The sequence below is a fragment of the Mucilaginibacter kameinonensis genome (assembly GCF_003675385.1).
GTDB classification, from domain to species: Bacteria; Bacteroidota; Bacteroidia; order Sphingobacteriales; family Sphingobacteriaceae; genus Mucilaginibacter; species Mucilaginibacter kameinonensis.
The window spans coordinates 1,304,323-1,317,930 of record NZ_RCWZ01000002.1; the positions used below are offsets into that span (position 1 = coordinate 1,304,323).

15 protein-coding genes are annotated in these 13,608 nt (G+C 41.5%); 8 read left to right on the forward strand and 7 right to left on the reverse strand.

Going from position 1 to position 13,608, the window contains the following annotated elements; translation table 11 throughout:
- Window positions 1-29: 29 nt before the first annotated feature.
- Window positions 30-926, reverse strand: coding sequence for a helix-turn-helix domain-containing protein (locus tag EAH55_RS12370; protein ID WP_121809863.1), 897 nt, complete (start codon window positions 924-926; stop codon window positions 30-32).
- 176 nt (window positions 927-1,102) lie between these two features.
- Between EAH55_RS12370 and EAH55_RS12375 the strand changes: the two genes are divergently transcribed.
- The 3 genes from EAH55_RS12375 to EAH55_RS12385 all read left to right on the forward strand — a co-directional run bounded on the left by EAH55_RS12375 (window position 1,103) and on the right by EAH55_RS12385 (window position 3,295).
- Complete coding sequence (locus EAH55_RS12375; protein ID WP_121809864.1) at window positions 1,103-2,086, forward strand: aldo/keto reductase; 984 nt, start codon at window positions 1,103-1,105, stop codon at window positions 2,084-2,086.
- A gap of 309 nt (window positions 2,087-2,395) precedes the next feature.
- A complete protein-coding gene (locus EAH55_RS12380; protein ID WP_112574375.1) occupies window positions 2,396-2,842 on the forward strand; it encodes a GNAT family N-acetyltransferase in 447 nt (148 codons plus the stop codon).
- 90 nt (window positions 2,843-2,932) lie between these two features.
- Window positions 2,933-3,295: a VOC family protein gene (locus EAH55_RS12385; protein ID WP_114937495.1), complete on the forward strand. Its 363-nt coding sequence runs from the start codon at window positions 2,933-2,935 to the stop codon at window positions 3,293-3,295.
- Window positions 3,296-3,363: 68 nt separating this feature from the next.
- Here the strand turns inward: EAH55_RS12385 and EAH55_RS12390 are convergent, their stop codons facing one another.
- Window positions 3,364-5,052 (reverse strand): hypothetical protein, encoded by a 1,689-nt coding sequence (locus EAH55_RS12390; protein ID WP_208644831.1) that lies wholly within the window; start codon window positions 5,050-5,052, stop codon window positions 3,364-3,366.
- A gap of 244 nt (window positions 5,053-5,296) precedes the next feature.
- On the opposite strand from EAH55_RS12390, the gene EAH55_RS12395 reads away from it, so the two are divergent.
- Both EAH55_RS12395 and EAH55_RS12400 read left to right on the forward strand, forming a co-directional pair.
- Window positions 5,297-6,844 (forward strand): DHA2 family efflux MFS transporter permease subunit, encoded by a 1,548-nt coding sequence (locus tag EAH55_RS12395; protein ID WP_121809865.1) that lies wholly within the window; start codon window positions 5,297-5,299, stop codon window positions 6,842-6,844.
- 55 nt (window positions 6,845-6,899) lie between these two features.
- Entirely contained in the window at window positions 6,900-7,511 is a 612-nt protein-coding gene (locus tag EAH55_RS12400) for a TetR/AcrR family transcriptional regulator (protein ID WP_121809866.1), read from the forward strand.
- 27 nt (window positions 7,512-7,538) lie between these two features.
- Here EAH55_RS12400 and EAH55_RS12405 read toward each other — a convergent pair whose 3' ends face one another.
- Together EAH55_RS12405 and EAH55_RS12410 are read right to left on the reverse strand one after the other, a co-directional pair.
- Window positions 7,539-7,931 (reverse strand): DoxX family membrane protein, encoded by a 393-nt coding sequence (locus EAH55_RS12405; RefSeq protein ID WP_121809867.1) that lies wholly within the window; start codon window positions 7,929-7,931, stop codon window positions 7,539-7,541.
- Between the two features lie 105 nt (window positions 7,932-8,036).
- On the reverse strand, window positions 8,037-8,267 hold the full coding sequence (locus tag EAH55_RS12410; RefSeq protein ID WP_112574379.1) for a helix-turn-helix domain-containing protein: 231 nt from the start codon (window positions 8,265-8,267) through the stop codon (window positions 8,037-8,039).
- Window positions 8,268-8,487: 220 nt separating this feature from the next.
- On the opposite strand from EAH55_RS12410, the gene EAH55_RS12415 reads away from it, so the two are divergent.
- Entirely contained in the window at window positions 8,488-9,036 is a 549-nt protein-coding gene (locus tag EAH55_RS12415) for a fasciclin domain-containing protein (RefSeq protein WP_121809868.1), read from the forward strand.
- 137 nt (window positions 9,037-9,173) lie between these two features.
- Window positions 9,174-9,728: a hypothetical protein gene (locus EAH55_RS12420; RefSeq protein ID WP_121809869.1), complete on the forward strand. Its 555-nt coding sequence runs from the start codon at window positions 9,174-9,176 to the stop codon at window positions 9,726-9,728.
- On the opposite strand, the gene EAH55_RS12425 is transcribed toward EAH55_RS12420, so the two are convergent.
- Together EAH55_RS12425 and EAH55_RS12430 are read right to left on the reverse strand one after the other, a co-directional pair.
- On the reverse strand, window positions 9,729-9,977 hold the full coding sequence (locus tag EAH55_RS12425; protein WP_121809870.1) for a hypothetical protein: 249 nt from the start codon (window positions 9,975-9,977) through the stop codon (window positions 9,729-9,731). It lies immediately after the preceding gene.
- A gap of 104 nt (window positions 9,978-10,081) precedes the next feature.
- Window positions 10,082-11,017, reverse strand: a complete 936-nt coding sequence (locus EAH55_RS12430) for a DUF5996 family protein (RefSeq protein ID WP_121809871.1) — start codon at window positions 11,015-11,017, stop codon at window positions 10,082-10,084.
- Window positions 11,018-11,233: 216 nt separating this feature from the next.
- Between EAH55_RS12430 and EAH55_RS12435 the strand changes: the two genes are divergently transcribed.
- Entirely contained in the window at window positions 11,234-12,457 is a 1,224-nt protein-coding gene (locus EAH55_RS12435) for a CehA/McbA family metallohydrolase (RefSeq protein ID WP_162996846.1), read from the forward strand.
- 253 nt (window positions 12,458-12,710) lie between these two features.
- Here the strand turns inward: EAH55_RS12435 and EAH55_RS12440 are convergent, their stop codons facing one another.
- Window positions 12,711-13,604, reverse strand: a complete 894-nt coding sequence (locus tag EAH55_RS12440) for a BT_3987 domain-containing protein (protein ID WP_121809872.1) — start codon at window positions 13,602-13,604, stop codon at window positions 12,711-12,713.
- Window positions 13,605-13,608 lie beyond the last annotated feature (4 nt).

Consider the following 13,608-nt stretch of genomic DNA (forward strand, 5'->3'; position numbering starts at 1 on the left):
ATCGAACATGCGCTCTTTGTATTGAAATATTAATTTAACGAGCGGTATTCAATAGGCGAGTACCCTACACCCTGCTTAAACAGGCGTGTAAAATGCTGCGGATATTTAAAGCCTAAACCATAGGCAATCTCGCTCAACGACTTAGTGGTGTCAAATATCTTTTCCTTGGCAACATCAATTACTTTTGATTGGATATACTCCTGGGCCGATTTTCCGGTTTCTTTTTTGATGAGATCGCCAAAGTAATTGGCCGATAGGTTTAGCTGGTCTGCGCAATAACCAACTGAGGGCAAACCTATGGTAGTTGGTTTATCTGATGTCCAATAACTATCCAGCAAGTTTTCAAACCTTTGTAATACACCTTTATGTGCAAGGTCACGGGTGATGAACTGGCGGTCATAAAAACGTTGACAATAATTCAGGAACAATTCTATATTACTTACGATTAAGGTTTTGCTGTGTTTGTCTATAGCATGTTCAAGTTCGTATCTGATCTTTTCAAAGCAATCCATAATGATTTTTCGTTCACTTTCGGATAAGTGCAGCGCCTCGTGTACATCGTACGAAAAAAAGGTATAATCCTGGATATGGCGGCCAAGCGATGTGCCTTTGATCAAATCGGGGTGAAAAACTAATGCCTGGCCTCTTGGCTGATAGTACTCACCATTGTCTTCCTGACCTATCACTTGTCCGGGGCCGACAAATATCAACGACCCTTCCTGGTAGTCATAGTAATTGCAACCATACTTCAGATCGCCACATTTGATTTCTTTTAAAAATACAGTATAAAAGTTGTAGTTGACGCGGCGGTTCAGGCGTATATCTGCTTTCGACAGATCAACAATATTGATAAGCGGATGAAGCGTTTCATGGTTATTGAGCGCGTTGAACTGGCTTATCGTGTCCACCTTAATGATATTTTCCATAACTATCCCTTTCAATTATATCAAAGTTAAACCTTCTTTTAAGGTTTGCCTTATATTAATGTCTTAATCAGTGATATTGGTAAGCAATACAGTAATTGGTATAACAGTTGCTTTAAAAATACATCCCACCTTTGTGTTGTTAATTAGAATGATGATCTATTTAATTTACTAAATATATGAAAACGAGAAAATTAGGTAATAGCGGCCTCGAGGTATCCGAACTGGGATTAGGCTGTATGGGTTTAAGCTTTGGTTACGGCCCGGCAACCGATTTAAAAGATGCTGTTAAACTACTGCATGCCGCGGTTGAAAAAGGCGTTACCTTTTTTGATACGGCAGAAGCTTATGGTCCTTTTACAAACGAAGAGCTTTTGGGTGAGGCGCTTGCGCCATACCGCGATAAACTGGTTATAGCTACTAAATTTGGTTTTAAAGATGGCAAACCGGGAGATGGTATGGATAGTCGTCCTGAACGTATCAGGGAGGTTGCTGAAGCATCGCTTAAAAGATTAAAAACAGATCGTATAGACTTGTTCTATCAACATCGTGTTGACCCTAATGTACCTATTGAGGATGTTGCAGGGACAGTTAAAGATCTGATACAGGAAGGAAAGGTTAAACAATTTGGTTTATCGGAAGCCGGTGCTCAATCAATCCGTAGGGCACACGCGGTGCAGCCGGTCGCGGCTTTACAAAGCGAATACTCGTTATGGTGGCGCGAACCTGAAGATGAGATAATGCCTTTGCTGGAAGAGTTAGGCATTGGATTTGTTCCGTTCAGTCCACTTGGGAAAGGTTTTTTAACAGGTGCTATCAATGAGAATACATCTTTCGATAAAACAGATTTCAGAAACATTGTACCACGTTTTGCTCCGGATGCAAGGGCAGCAAACCAGGCAATGGTTGATCTGCTTACCAAAATAGCGCAGGAAAAGCAAGCTACTCCTGCTCAAATAGCATTGGCCTGGTTACTGGCTCAAAAGCCATGGATTGCTCCTATCCCCGGAACTACTAAATTGCACCGCCTGGAAGAAAATCTTGGCGCTATAGATATACTATTAACCGCCGACGACCTGAGCCAAATTGAAAAAGCTGCCTCAGAAATTAAGATAGAGGGCGCACGCTACCCCGAGCATTTGCAAAAGAGGGTTGGAAAATAATTTATAATTAAATTACCGGAGCGGGGCATGAGGGATATACTTCATGCCTCTTCTGTTTTTGCGAAACCGGTTTACAAATACTGTAAAGCATGTATGCAGCGTGTTTACAATTTAATCTTATTGTTTTATATTCCTTGTTTGTTTAAAAGCAGACCTATAAATTAGGCTCATAATCTAAATATCAGTCACCTTTACATCGCTACTATTGATTTCTGTACCCTGTTAATATACCATCCGGATATTAACGTTTCTGTATTGTTGCCGCTCCCCTGAGCTGATATAACCGATTTTAAATGATTTTTTCACTAAATGAAATTTGAACCGATTATGATTGAACAAAGCTCTTACCTTAAACCGAAAATTTATGATCTGATGAACCTCATGATCAACGACGAAAGTGGTTTGTTTGAAGTGGGGGATCTGGATGGTTACATTGACAAACTTATTGATAGGGCATCTATCATAACCATTATGGCACAGGATGCCTTACTTGGTTTTTTAGCTTATTATGCTAACGATTACGTTAATAAAATTGGATTTATTTCGATGCTGATCATAGACCCATCAACTAAACGGATGGGATATGGCCGCAGGCTTGTTGAATTTGCAGTGAAAGATTTAACACTAAAAGGCTTTAAAAAATGCCGTACCGAGGTAAATGCTGATAATACAAAAGCAGTAAATATCTGTAAAAGGTTAGGTTTTACCTACGTAGGGAGAAATGAGGAGTATTGTGTATTTGAATTAACGCTTTAACAATGGGCAATTATGAAAACCGGCAATAATCAGGTAATTTAGTTTTCAATTATTTGTTAACCGGCATCAGCCAATATTAAAGCTGCAAATATGCAACACAAGGCAACATCGCTCAGACCGTTTATCGGCGCTAAAGATTTTGAAATATCCCGCAGTTTTTATCGTGATCTGGGTTTTGAAGAGGTTGTACTGGATGCCGGTATGTCGGTATTTAAGACCGGTCAGCTCGCTTTTTATCTGCAGAATGCCTACGTTAAAGACTGGATAGATAACACCATGCTTTTTTTAGAAGTGGATGACGTTGATCGCTATTGGAACGAATTGGTAGCCTTAAACCTCCCTGCCAAATATGCGGGTGTGCGATTAACTCCCATCAGGGTAGATCATTGGGGGAGGGAATGCTTTCTGCACGATCCCTCCGGCATACTCTGGCATTTTGGCGAGTTCTTTTAAGAAAGCTTGTATACAAGCTTAAAGCGGAATGCGTAAAGCCTAAAGCTATCCATTAGCTTTTACTATTATTATTTAATTGACGACAGATCGAGAACGATATTATTGCCCTGAGGTTTTAGTCGAAATGCTGTTCCGTTTCCTGGTTCGGAAAAAGTGCCTTTTATTGCTTTAAAAGCATATGGTGTTTCCTCAAAGCGGCAATTGATCTGCTTATCCCTGATGCTTTCAAAAGGCAATTTTATTCCTGCGGCGGTAGTCATGTCAAAATACCAGTTGTTAGCCTGTGCGCTTACCAGTTTCATGGATAATTGTTTTTCGTTCAGGTCTATCTCCAAAGCGCCTTTAATGGTTGTTAGGGGCCATGATATATGTAAGCTACCGGATGTGGGATGGGTATAAACCGGGTCTTTTCCGGCCAAAAGGACTTCATTGCCGTTAATTAAAGCCTTAAGCCTCAGCCCGGCAATCTGATCGGGTTTGCTCCAGATATAACCATCAATCACCGGCAAAGTGAAAAAGGTGCATTCGTTTGATGTGGCTACCTGCTTGGTATAAACTGATGGGAAGTTTTCATCAAACAAGTGAAGGTCGCGGATACGCAGATTGCCCTTCTCCCATAACAGGTTAACGCGGTAAAAACGGCTGTTAAACCAAACGGTTTTCAATTCACTTTCCCCAAGGTCATGGCTTACAGTAAATGATGTAGCAGGTGTTACCTTATACTGCTTTTTGAACCAGCGGCCTGATGTTTCCATGGTTTCCAGCCTGATCTTGTGCTCATCCCTCAGGCGTGCAATCAAAGGCATCTGGATTTCAAAACCTTTGGCCATAGCATCCCAGGTAAAAGAATTTTCCTGACCTGCTTGCGTGTAGTTAAAGCCGAGTGCCTTATCATCGGTAAATGATTTAAAAAACCAGTTTACCCAATCGGCATCGCCGCCGCCAAATTTATAAACGGGTTCCAGTGTTACCACCCCCTGGCGTGTTGTACCAAGCCCGTTATCGTATTGACGGATCGGATCGCTGCCTAACATTCTGAAAATAGGCACCGGAATCTGGTTGGCAGCGTTTTGCGCAGGCATGTATGAGTTAATTTTGCTGGGATAGTAGGCCTGGTTCCAGTAACCTCCCCATAAGGTATAACCATCTGTACCATATTGGTCTTTGCAATTGGCCGATGCTACAATATGATATTTCTGGTACATGTATTCCAGGCTGTAGCTATCAATAAACCAGGAAGCGACAGATTTTGGATAATAGCCAAATATCTTTTTAAAATCGGTCATGTAAACATCTATCAGTTTTTCGCGCTCTTTGGGGGTATAACCGGTAGAGAAACCAATGTTCGCTCGCCAATCCCATGGGTAACGGCCACGCCATTTCATGCCTGCCTTTTCAACTTGCGGCTGAGGGATTTCCCACCACGCACCAATCTCAAATGAATCGCGAGGTAAAGCTTTTAATAGTTTCTGATACCGGGGATTAATCAGCGCATCATACTGTAAAAGGAACGTGCCGCCAAGTTTATATTTTTTCATGATCTCCACCTGCTTTACTACGGTTTGATAAAGCACATCTTCGGTAATAGCCGGGTCACGTGGTTCAAGCAAGCGAATGAAATTAACGATGTTAACTATCCTTGGTGTCGAAGGCTCTTTTGCAGGAGTAGTTTGGCCGTAGGAGGGAAGCCAACCTGATATACAGATGCAAAAAATACCGGCAATAATAATTATGAAAATATTGGAATAGTTTTTCATGGCAAAGGTGGCGCGATTAGTTAACAATAATAGGGTTATAAAATAACCTTGGTTAAAGCCTACAATGGTAAGCTAAGCTATTTATAACAAAAAGCTCAACTGTCCTGAACTGTCTTATAACAGTTCGGTTTAAAGTTGCCTGTCACCAAAGCGTAATAAAACTATGCCTATGTTTTAAACAAATGTTTTAATCAAACGATTGATTAATTTTGCCCTATTATTTAAGACACAAAACTTTTATCAAATGGCCGAGTCAGGATTTAAAAAGTGGATAATTACCATTACGGTAATTATCGCTTCATTGTTAGAACTAATAGATACCACCATAGTTAACGTTTCTATTCCTCAGATTCAAGGTAACCTGGGGGCCACCATAACAGATGCTGCCTGGGTAGTTACCGGGTATAGCGTGGCAAACGTTATCATTTTGCCCATGTCAGGCTGGTTGAGCAGCTTTTTCGGGCGTAAAAATTACTTTTTAACCTCCATTATTGTATTTACAATCGCCTCGTTTTTATGCGGTAATGCCCATAGCTTAACAGAGCTTGTTGTTTTCAGGATTTTGCAGGGCTTGGCAGGTGGCGGTTTGCTTTCAACATCACAGGCTATCCTTATTGAAACATGGCCTGCCGAACAACTGGGTACTGCTACGGCTTTATTTGGGTTGGGAGCAGTTGTTGGTCCAACCATAGGCCCAACTATTGGTGGCTACATAACAGACCATGCTGCCTGGCGCTGGATTTTTTATGTGAATATACCTGTAGGGATCCTGGCGGCCATATTTACGGTGATGTATGTAAAGGTAACTTCCCGCGATGGGAAGGATAAACCTATTGACTGGTGGGGAATTGTCTTGCTGGCCATTACGGTAGGCAGTTTACAAACGATATTGGAAAAAGGGGAGGATGAGGACTGGTTTGCCACTACTTATATCATCGTACTTACTTGCACCGCGGTTATTGGTTTGCTGCTTTTTTTATGGCGAGAGTTAAGTACAGATCATCCTATTGTTAACTTCAAGATCATGCGGCACCGAAGCTTTTCGGCTGGGATGGTTACCTCGTTTATATTGGGTGTCGGTTTGTACGGATCACAGTTCGTGTTCCCTGTTTTTTGTCAAAACCTGCTTGGGTTTTCGGCACAACAAACCGGCGAGATCTTGTTGCCCGGTGGTTTGTTTACCATTATGATGATGCCTTTTGTGGGTATTATGCTTAACAAAGGTTTGCCAGCGCAGTTTATGGCTGTATTTGGCATGATATTGTTCTTTGTTTTCTCCTGGTTTATGAGCGGCTCGACACTGGCCTCTGGTACCGGCGATTTCTTTTGGCCTTTAGCCGTCAGGGGTATTGGTTTATCCTTGCTTTTTGTTCCGCTTACTACTATCGCGATAGGTGGCTTAAAAGGGGCGGAGATAGGTCAGGGTACGGGCCTAAACAATATGATGCGTCAGCTGGGGGGCTCGTTTGGGATTGCCGGTTTAAATACGCTGATCCATATCCGTGTGGCTACGCACCGTAACAACCTTTTATCCAATATTAATCCGTATAACAATTATTTCACTGATAGGTATAATGCTTTGTTGCATGGGTTTATGGCCAAGGGCAAATCATTTTTTGATGCTTCAAAAATGGCTTATGCCGCTATTGACGGTACGGTTAACAAGCAAAGTACATTGCTAAGTTATAATGACGCTTACATTGTGGTTGGCTGGGTGATGCTGGCCGCTATTCCGCTGATATTTTTAGCGCCGATTGTGAAAGGTCAAAAGGCGGTTGCTGATACACATTAAATCCTTCGGATGATATATGTTTTTGAATGACTAAATTTGAAAACATATATCATCCATGACAATAACCGCCGAAATATCAACTGAAGAGAAAATACTGAATGCAGCCAGGTTAATCTTTACCAAAAAAGGGTTCCTCGCTACAACTGTAAGAGATATAGCTACGGAGGCTAATACCAACGTGGCGTCGGTTAATTATTACTTCCGCAGTAAGGAAAACCTTTTCGCATTTATCATGGATGAAACCATTAAAAAGCTTTTTGATAAAATTGAGCCGGTTTTAAATGACGAAACTACCACGGCCGTTCAAAAGATAGAAACCTGCGTAGGCTACTATATTGATCAGCTTCTGGAAAATCCGGATTTCCCCTTTTTTATGATAAACGAGGTACTTGCCGGGCAAACCAATTTGCCGATGGTTGAAAAGTTTAAAACGCTAACTAATTCCGTATTTGCTAAACAGCTTTACGCAATGCAGGCCGATGGTGTTATCAAATTTCACCCGGTTAACCTGATGTGGAATATTACAGGTATGATTGTTTTTCCATTCCTATCGCGCCCAAAACAACTGGAAGCAGGTTATTTCAACGGTGCCGAATTTGAGGCTATGATGAGGGAACGGAAAAAACTGATCCCGATTTGGATTGGACAGATATTAAAAAGAGAGTAAAGATTTAAGCTTGTATTTACACATCTGCTATTCGCCAACCGCTTTCATGGTAAACATGCCGCTGTAATATTTTCGGTAAGCATAGCCCAGCAGCAAGTTCGGAACTACAAGGGTAACGCCCATTAACCATCCCGATGGTACTAAAAAGGTATGGAATAGCAGTACATTTAAACTGATGGGGAACAATACCACGGCCGAAAAAGGTGCATAGCGGTTAAATATCAATGACAAGCCGCCTACAATCTGTATTACTTTTTGCATGGGATAAAAATAACCTGTGCCTTTTAAACCGGCTATAAAAGCGCCTGCTTTACCGGTGTGCAACGGCTGATAAGGTATAAAGTGCAAAAAGTAGTCGAGCCCGAAGATCAGGTAAAGCGAACCGAGCAGCACCCGGCAAATCAGCGTTGTAGTTTTCATGAATGATTTATAACCCGGGCTGAATTTATCGAAAATTAATGATCAAATTTATATTTAAAAATATCGGTTATAAATAAACTGGAAACTGCTGGGAAATAGTAATAACTATCTTGCAATAATATATAGCGACTCTTCTCTCAAAAATTCTATCAGGTCAACTTCTAAAACTTTGGCTATTTCAATAAGTCTGGCCAGCGTTAACTTAACGTTGCCCAGCTCAATTTTGCTGAATGTGTTTTGGGATACGTTGAGTTTGTAAGCTACGTAAAACTGGGTGTAATTTTTTTCTTCCCTGACTGCACGGATCCTGTTGGCTATAAGTTTTTCGGTAAGCATTTCTTTTTTTGGGTGGATGGTTTAATTGATAAACGTAATTACAAATGCTTCGGATTGGGGAAAGGTTAATAAACAGTCAGATTTTGTACTTTAATCGTACTCTAAAATGGGGTGTTGTTAATTATTTGATAGTCAGTAATTTGTGTTGATTTATTGATGGGTTCGAATCTGCCTGACGAAGTGCCTCGTAGTTCTTACCAAATCAATTAAAATATAAATTATGAAAAAACTGATCATCGCGGCCTTTGCATTAGTAGCTTTTGCAGTAGCCCCTAAAGCCAACGCTCAAACCAAAATGGTAGGTGGCGCTGCTATGTACCCAACTAAAGATATTATTGATAACGCGGTAAATTCAAAAGACCATACTACGCTTGTTGCCGCTGTTAAAGCCGCCGGTTTAGTAGAAACACTGAAAGGCGAGGGCCCCTTTACCGTTTTTGCACCAACTAATGAGGCATTTGATAAACTACCAAAGGAAACCGTGCCAACCTTGTTGAAACCGGAAAATAAAGCAATGTTAACCAAGATCCTTACTTACCATGTGGTAGCAGGGCGTTTAAGTTCGGCAGAGTTGTGGGCTAAAGTTAAAGCCGGTATGGGTAAAGCCGAATTAAAAACAGTAGCAGGTGGTACACTTACCGTTATGGCGAAAGGCAAAAAGCTATACCTTGTTGATGGAAAAGGCGGTAAATCGTGGATCACGATTGCCGATGTATTTCAAAAAAATGGTGTTATTCATGTTGTTAATACGGTATTAATGCCCAACTGAGTAAAGTTTTAGAGTTTTAAATAACCCAGGCCCGGTTGCTTTAAAGCGCCGGGCTTTTTTATGCAGGATTGATTGTATTTGATTGATATTGGATGAATTACGACAAAATAAATTTAAATTAGGGTAAAAGTACCCTTATGGAAAACTTCTGGAAGGAAAAGAAAGACTGGCTCAATAAATTAACCCTTGAAGATGCGAAATTCATCTTTGATCAGGCCGAAAAATCATATAACTACACTATGGAAACGGCAAAAGGGATTTATGAACGCTCGAACGGGTTGTTAACGCTGGTGTCCGGTGTTTTGATTGGTCTGGTAGCGTATGCTATCGGAAAATGGAAGGATACCCCTCATTTAGATACTTTGCTGTTTACGGCAATAGTAGGTATATTTTACTTTTTGATACTGGGCCTGATATTTATTTTAGAAAGCGTAACTCCCAGCGAATACCTTTTGCCTGGTACAAACCCTGAAGCATATTTCAATATTGGCTTTTTCAACGATAGATTGAAGGATGATGACCGGCTTTTAGCTTTTTATAAAGTGGAGATCATCAATTTTAAGGAACGGATTGAAGAAAATACCAAAAAGAATGATCGACGGTGGAAGATGTATGTACTTTGCCTTAGGGCAATATTTTTTTCGCCCATAGTTATGGGGATTGCTTTTGGCATTGCTAATATAGCTTCCTGATTATTCTGCTTCAGCGTAATCTGCCTGGTCGGATGATGAGAGGTCATTTCCGTCCCATAAATCGGGCGTTCCAAAATCTCCTTCTACATAAGGTTCGCTATCATCGGCACATGGCAAACTCTCTTCAAAGTTGGTATCTAATCTACCTACACGACCTTTCCCCGATGTTTTAATATCCCAGATATCGGGTATGTTTTGTCCGTCCTCGTCGGGGGTAGGTGTTTCGTCGGGGTCTGGAAATTGGCTCATAATCAAATAATTATTGCTATTTAAAGTTAAGTGATTATCAGCAAAAAAGCAAATGATGATATGTGTTTCCGTTGCTCAGTGCCACCCAGAATTTATCTTTTATATCATGCGTTCTTTAATGCCGACAGATCGCATTGCAGGTCTTTATCCCAATTACCTGTTTTAGCTGCAGCATCATAGGTAGATTGTAAAAACTGAAGCAATGTTTTTTCGGGATTGTCGGAGCCGGAAACAACTTCATAAGTCAATAAAAACTCACCCATATCGCCGCTGTAAAATGCCTCGGGAGGCGATACCTGCTGTGTGCCAAAATCTTCCGGAGTAGGGTAACAGTAAGAATAAAATACCGGATGAGGAAAAGCGTCGGAACCAGGCCAAAAACCACATGAACTTACTTCCTGCGAGTATGCCTCCTGCATTATTATGGCAGGCATATTAGGCATGCTGCCCTGGTGTTTTGGTGCTGGCCTGCCCGAAAAACGGGTAACAGCCAAATCAAATCCTCCCCAAAAGAAATGTACCGGGCTATTTTTACCCTGAAATCCCGCTCTGAATTCGGTAAAAACATTATGGATCCTGACCAGTGCCTGCCAGTAATCATGCATAATGGCAGCATCATATTGACAAGGCGTATGGTTTTCGGCAAAAGGAATAGCTGGGTCAACCTCATTAGGCACCGCGTATATTTCTACCTCAGCGTTAACCGAGCTGATATTTTCCATTAATGTTTTGTAAAAGGTTGCTACACTACCTGTTCCAAGCCCGAATGACCGTTTTTCGCCGGTACTGGTGGAGATGTTAAGCGTGTGGTTGATAAAATCAAGATCTATTTGAAATACACCGCTTTTAAAAGGCATGCTCCCAGTGGTAAGACCGGTAGGGCTCACGTATAAGGTTACCTGCCATGAATGGTTGATCCAGGGCATTTGTTTTAGCCTCACCTTACCAATAATCTGGGTCCACATATGCACACTTGCAAGTGTGTCTTTGAGGTCATGATAGTCAAGTTTTGGCCAGCGTGTTGTTATCGGATTGCTCATAGGTAGTTTGTTGAGTTAAATCGGTTAACTCTAAATTACTAATGTTTTTGCGGATGTTATCGATGATTGTTAATCAAATAAAAATAAAACCGGCGTTTCGGTTTTTACTTCCACTGTCACATTTTTATATCATTTGTGCCCGTTAACGGTCAGCTAACATGATTGGACTAAGTTGGCTGCCGAAATACAAAATAACTATTCGACAACAAACTACTTATGGTACTAAAAACTAACAGAAAATTCAGGCTGTTAATTAAAACCGGTTTACTGATTATGGCGGCCGGCTGCATCAATGGCTCGGCCTTAGCACAATCCACTCACGTAAATCCATGGGCTCCCAAGCCATTGGGTACATTGCCGCCGCCTGCCAGTTTGAGCAATGGTGTATGGCTTAAAGGCGAGTTGCATATGCACTCCAGGCACAGTAAAGAATCATCAAATAATTCAATCAGCAAGATCATAGCATTCTGTAAGCTGGTGGGTATCGATTTTCTGGCTATTACCGATCATGATAACCATGTAGAGGGCGACATAGCACACAATACCTGGGTTGATCCCGAATTCAAATCAGATTCTGTGCTATTGTTGTACGCCGCCGAATGGACAACCACCCGCGGTCATGGTAACGCATTTTCGGCCAAGCCTTACGATCATCAAAAACTATACGATGTACGCGATCAGCGTGATACAGTAGTTGGACGGATAAAAAATAGCCTGGGGATCCACTTGTCGGCCAATCACCCCAGCGGTAAAGATCATTTTGGATACTCGTACGATATGGTTAACTCTATCGAAGTATGGAACTCGGCTATCTGGTCAAAGAACGCCAACGCCATCATGATCTGGGACGATATGCTGTCGTCGGGCCGAAAACTAACCGGAAGGGGAGGGAGCGATGCCCATCACGGCGTACCCGTAGGCGATGAAAAACCAGGCCCCAATACTTACCAGGCTAAAGCCAATTATGCAGGTACACCTACTACTTGGGTATTCGCGACAGCGAGTACCAAGCAAGCCGTTATCGACGCCTTAACCAACGGCCGTGTATCCATCAGTTCAAATCCTTATGCGCCACGTGTTGAGTTTTATGCCGATTTAAATGGCGACGATAAAATGGATATGATGATGGGAGATAATGTAAAAGCAACCGGTAAGCCAGTAAAATTTAAAGTTCAGCTAACCGGTAACAGCATTAAGGATACCACTTATACCGTTAATGTTGTAAAAAATGGCAACCCGTTCAGCACACTTAAAATAGATGGAAAAGCAGCTGCTGTTGAGTTTACTGATACGCCTGCACTAAAAGGCCGTACCTATTACAGGGTTACGGTTGAAGGGCCGGCTACACCTTACCCACAGGTACCGCAATCGGCAGCATTGAGCGGGAATATGGTGGGATTATCAAACCCGATCTGTTTTAACTTCGACCCCAATTTTTAATAATCTTTAAAAAAAAGAAAACCGTACACGAGCTTACTGTGTACGGTTTTTTATTGTAACTATTAACTAAAAGAACGAAGCTGCAGTTAAAAGTGTAGGCGTCTAATATTTAATCATTAAATCACCCGTTTCAATACGGATTTGTTTAATTACAGATAAGGTTGTGGTACATCATTGTTAAATCATTATGATGTTACAGGGTATAAAAAGAGCCGCATTGTGTAATGCAAGCGGCTCTTTATGTGCTGTTATATTATTTGTGTTTTATCGTTTCTTCAATAACACGGAAACCACCGCCTCCGGTATATTGATAATTTAAGATAAAGCTTTTGGTAGCCGGATCATATGTACTTGTTTTACCCGGAACCGGAATTAATGGTTGGCTTGCGCTAACATTACCAGAAACAGTTACTACGTTAGTAGCCTCGTTTACAGTTAATGTCATTGAACCGCCAATGTCACCAATTTCAGTACTTACTGCGGTAGCACCTGCTGTAGTAAGCGTTTTATCCCTGTCAATAGCACGGTCGCCTGCTGTAGGGTGGTGGAAAGTACCTGTTGAATGATACGCACCATCATACTTGTTTTTGATTGCAAAAAACGTATACAGCGTGTCCTTGCTTGCAGCGTGAATAGTCAAACCTGCAGCATCGCTAATTACATATGCAAGGGCATATTTCTTGCTAAGGTCAAACTTGCTTCCGTCCAGTTTAATGGTAAAGTAGTTTTGAAAATCGCCTGGCGCAAATTTAGCGTTAAGGTTACCCGAAGTGGTAGCAGTAACTTTAGTACTGCTTATTGTATAAAGGCTTGTTGGAAGTAATTCATATGCAGTACCATTGTCATCATTGTACTTGTCGATGGCATCAGGAACTGATTTCAAAACCACAGTTTGATCTTTTTGAAGATCGGCAGCGCTTTTTGCGTCGCGTTTGATCGAGAAAACGTCAACAGTTTTAACATCTGTGAACGGGTCAAAGAAATGGGCTTGCTCAAGTCCGTCAGGGAACCCGATAAATGATAGACCATTGTTAGCAGCCTGTCCGCCTACTTTATCGGCAGCTGTTTCCTTGCGGCAGCCAGAAAAAATGGCTACAGACGCGATACCGGCAACAAGCAAATATTTATTAAATATATTCTTTTTCATGTTG

Bases quoted from the DNA above. Each gene is read 5' to 3' on its own strand.
- EAH55_RS12370 (WP_121809863.1), bottom strand. From the start codon at position 926: ATGGAAAATATCATTAAGGTGGACACGATAAGCCAGTTCAACGCGCTC.
- EAH55_RS12375 (WP_121809864.1), top strand. From the start codon at position 1,103: ATGAAAACGAGAAAATTAGGTAATAGCGGCCTCGAGGTATCCGAACTG.
- EAH55_RS12380 (WP_112574375.1), top strand. From the start codon at position 2,396: ATGAAATTTGAACCGATTATGATTGAACAAAGCTCTTACCTTAAACCG.
- EAH55_RS12385 (WP_114937495.1), top strand. From the start codon at position 2,933: ATGCAACACAAGGCAACATCGCTCAGACCGTTTATCGGCGCTAAAGAT.
- EAH55_RS12390 (WP_208644831.1), bottom strand. From the start codon at position 5,052: ATGAAAAACTATTCCAATATTTTCATAATTATTATTGCCGGTATTTTT.
- EAH55_RS12395 (WP_121809865.1), top strand. From the start codon at position 5,297: ATGGCCGAGTCAGGATTTAAAAAGTGGATAATTACCATTACGGTAATT.
- EAH55_RS12400 (WP_121809866.1), top strand. From the start codon at position 6,900: ATGACAATAACCGCCGAAATATCAACTGAAGAGAAAATACTGAATGCA.
- EAH55_RS12405 (WP_121809867.1), bottom strand. From the start codon at position 7,931: ATGAAAACTACAACGCTGATTTGCCGGGTGCTGCTCGGTTCGCTTTAC.
- EAH55_RS12410 (WP_112574379.1), bottom strand. From the start codon at position 8,267: ATGCTTACCGAAAAACTTATAGCCAACAGGATCCGTGCAGTCAGGGAA.
- EAH55_RS12415 (WP_121809868.1), top strand. From the start codon at position 8,488: ATGAAAAAACTGATCATCGCGGCCTTTGCATTAGTAGCTTTTGCAGTA.
- EAH55_RS12420 (WP_121809869.1), top strand. From the start codon at position 9,174: ATGGAAAACTTCTGGAAGGAAAAGAAAGACTGGCTCAATAAATTAACC.
- EAH55_RS12425 (WP_121809870.1), bottom strand. From the start codon at position 9,977: ATGAGCCAATTTCCAGACCCCGACGAAACACCTACCCCCGACGAGGAC.
- EAH55_RS12430 (WP_121809871.1), bottom strand. From the start codon at position 11,017: ATGAGCAATCCGATAACAACACGCTGGCCAAAACTTGACTATCATGAC.
- EAH55_RS12435 (WP_162996846.1), top strand. From the start codon at position 11,234: ATGGTACTAAAAACTAACAGAAAATTCAGGCTGTTAATTAAAACCGGT.
- EAH55_RS12440 (WP_121809872.1), bottom strand. From the start codon at position 13,604: ATGAAAAAGAATATATTTAATAAATATTTGCTTGTTGCCGGTATCGCG.